Source organism: Tardiphaga sp. (assembly GCF_028290785.1).
GTDB lineage: Bacteria > Pseudomonadota > Alphaproteobacteria > Rhizobiales > Xanthobacteraceae > Tardiphaga.
The window spans coordinates 1-2,782 of the sequence record NZ_JAQGJD010000063.1; the positions used below are offsets into that span (position 1 = coordinate 1).

Here is a 2,782-nt window from a genome sequence, read left to right on the forward strand (position 1 = left end):
TCGCCTGGCTGAAGAACCAGACCGACCTGCTGTTCACCCAGATCCAGGGCTCGGCGCGGATCCGGTTTGAAGACGGCGGCATGGTCCGGATCAACTACGATTCGCATAACGGGTTTCGCTACACCCCGGTCGGTCGCGCGCTGATCGAGCGCAACATCATCCCGCGCGAGCAGATGTCGATGCAGCGCATCCGGCAATGGATGGAAGAGAATCCCGACGGCGCCAACGAGCTGCGCCGCACCAACCGCTCCTATGTGTTCTTCCATGAAGTGCAGCTCTCCGCCACCGACGAGGCGGTCGGCGCGCAGGGCGTGCCGCTGACGCCGGGCCGCTCCATTGCCGTCGACAAGGCGTTGCACGTCTACGGCACGCCGTTCTTCATCGAGGGCGAGTTGCCGATCGAGACCGAAATCTCGAAGACGCCGTTCCGCCGCTTGATGGTGGCGCAGGACACCGGCTCGGCCATCGTCGGCCCCGCGCGCGCCGACATCTATTTCGGCGCCGGCGACGATGCCGGAAAGGTCTCCGGCCGTATCAAGCAGGGTGCGCGGTTCGTGATGCTGGTGCCGAAGAGTCTCGATCCGGTCGAGCGTGGCCGCGGCCTGCCGCTGCCGCCGGCGCGGCCGTCCGAGCACATCGCCAAGCTGTTTCCGCAGGAGCCCGCGAAGCCGCTGCCGACCGAGACGAAAGATGTCGCGAAGCCGGTCGAGACCGCCGCCGTTCCGATTCCGGTGCCAGCCCCTGCTCCTTCGGTGAGAGAGGCGTCGCCCGCGAAAGCGCCTGACAAGGCGGCTGATTTCATCGGCCCGCCTGCCCCGACCGCCGCCGCACCAGCAGCGATAGCAGTAGTTGCGCCAGTCGCTGCGGCCGTTGCCGCCAAAGCGGTGCCGCTGCCGGAAGCGCGGCCCGAGATCAAGACCGAGGCCAAGCAGGAAGCGAAGCAAGAAGCGAAGCAAGAAGCGAAGCAAGAGGCCAAGCAAGAAGCCAGGCCGAGACGCCGCGAGCGGCATCGCGTGCAGCGTCGCGCGCCCCGTCCCTCCGGCTTTCGTTTCTTCTGGCAATGAAAGGCACGCGTCGTCCCCCGCAACTGCTGGATCCCGTCATCTCGCGCCGCAAGCGCGCGCTGAGCGAGGAAGAGCGCGCGCTGTGGGACAGCGTCGCCAAGCAGACCAGGCCGATCCGGAAAAAGCGCGTGGCGAAGCCGTCGGTGGCGGTCGAACCAGTCCATGTGGCTTTGCCGTCACCGGCCGTTCGAAAGCCTGAGCCCTCACCGCGCCCCGTGAAAATGGCGGCGCCGGTGGTCCGTCCCGCGCCGCCGCTGGCGCCGCTCGGCCGCCGCGAACGCTTGCAACTGTCGCGCGGCAAGAAGGAGATCGACGCCCGCCTCGACCTGCACGGCATGACGCAGACCCGCGCCCACGGCGCGCTGCGCGCGTTCCTGCACCGCTGCCACCACGACGGCTGCAGCTTCGTGCTGATCATCACCGGCAAGGGTCGCACCGTAGGCCCGGAATCCGAACGCGGCATTTTGCGCCGCCAGGTCCCGGAATGGCTGGGCCTGCCGGAATTTCGCGCCCTGGTGGTGGGCTATGAGGAAGCCAGCATCGGCCATGGCGGCGGCGGCGCGCTGTATGTGCGGATTAGACGGGCGAGGTAGGAGCCTTCCAGCCCCAGACTGTCATTCCGGGCTGCATTCAGACGGCGAAGCCGGCTGAACTGCGGACCCGGAATCCCGGCATGTTCATCGTCCCATCCCGGGATTCCGGGTTCGCTCGCTGCTATCGTCGCTCGCGCCCCGGAATGACAGCCAGGTTGCTACAAAATAAACCTACTCAGATCCGCGTTCTTCGCGAGGTCGCCGACATGCTTCTGCACGTAGTCCGCATCGACGCGAATCGTCTCGCCGCTCTTGTCGGGGGCGGCGAACGAGATCTCGTCGAGCACGCGCTCCATCACCGTCTGCAACCGCCGCGCGCCGATATTTTCCACGGTGGAGTTCACCGCCACCGCGACATCGGCCAGCGCGTCGATCGCGTCGTCGGAAAATTCCAGCGTCACGCCTTCGGTGGCCAGCAGCGCGATGTACTGCTTGATCAGCGATGCTTCCGGCTCGGTGAGAATCCGCCGCATGTCGTCGCGCGACAGCGCGTTGAGCTCGACGCGGATCGGCAAGCGGCCCTGCAATTCCGGCAGCAGGTCGCTGGGTTTTGCGATATGAAACGCGCCTGACGCGATGAACAGTATGTGGTCGGTCTTCACCGCACCGTGCTTCGTCGATACCGTCGTGCCCTCGATCAGCGGCAGCAGGTCGCGCTGCACGCCCTCGCGCGACACGTCGCCGCCGCGGAAGCCGCCCTCGCCGGTGCGGGCGCAGATCTTGTCGATCTCGTCCAGGAAGACGATGCCGTTCTGCTCCGCATGGGCGACCGCGTCCTTGGTCAGCCGGTCATTGTCCAGCAGCCGGTCGGCCTCCTCCCGCTGCAGCGCGGCCCGGGCGGCGGCGACGGTCATCTTGCGGGTGGTCTGGGCGCCCTTGCCGAACATTCCCTTCATCATCTCGCCCAGGTTGATCATCTGGCCGGGCGGCATCCCGGGCATGTCCATCTGGCCCAGCGGATTCGGCGCCGCGTCGGTCAGGCTGATCTCGATCTCGCGCTCCTCCAGCTCGCCGCTGCGCAGCATGCGGCGGAACTTGCCGCGCGTGTCGGACGCCGCCTGCTCGCCCACCAGCGCCGTCACCAGCCGCTCCTCCGCGGCGAGCTCCGCCTTGGCCTGGACGTCC

At 67.4% G+C, this 2,782-nt stretch carries 3 protein-coding genes; 2 read left to right on the forward strand and 1 reads right to left on the reverse strand.

From position 1 onward, the window contains the following. Positions 1–1,064: MltA domain-containing protein (locus tag JWR89_RS03555; RefSeq protein ID WP_299711870.1), on the forward strand; the 1,064-nt coding region annotated here is incomplete at its 5' end. Next, positions 1,061–1,657 (forward strand): Smr/MutS family protein, encoded by a 597-nt coding sequence (locus JWR89_RS03560; protein ID WP_299711872.1) that lies wholly within the window; start codon positions 1,061–1,063, stop codon positions 1,655–1,657. The genes JWR89_RS03555 and JWR89_RS03560, both read left to right, overlap by 4 nt. Before the next feature lie 158 nt (positions 1,658–1,815). On the opposite strand, the gene hslU is transcribed toward JWR89_RS03560, so the two are convergent. After that, on the reverse strand, positions 1,816–2,782 hold a 967-nt coding region (gene hslU / locus JWR89_RS03565; protein WP_299711874.1), incomplete at its 5' end, for an ATP-dependent protease ATPase subunit HslU.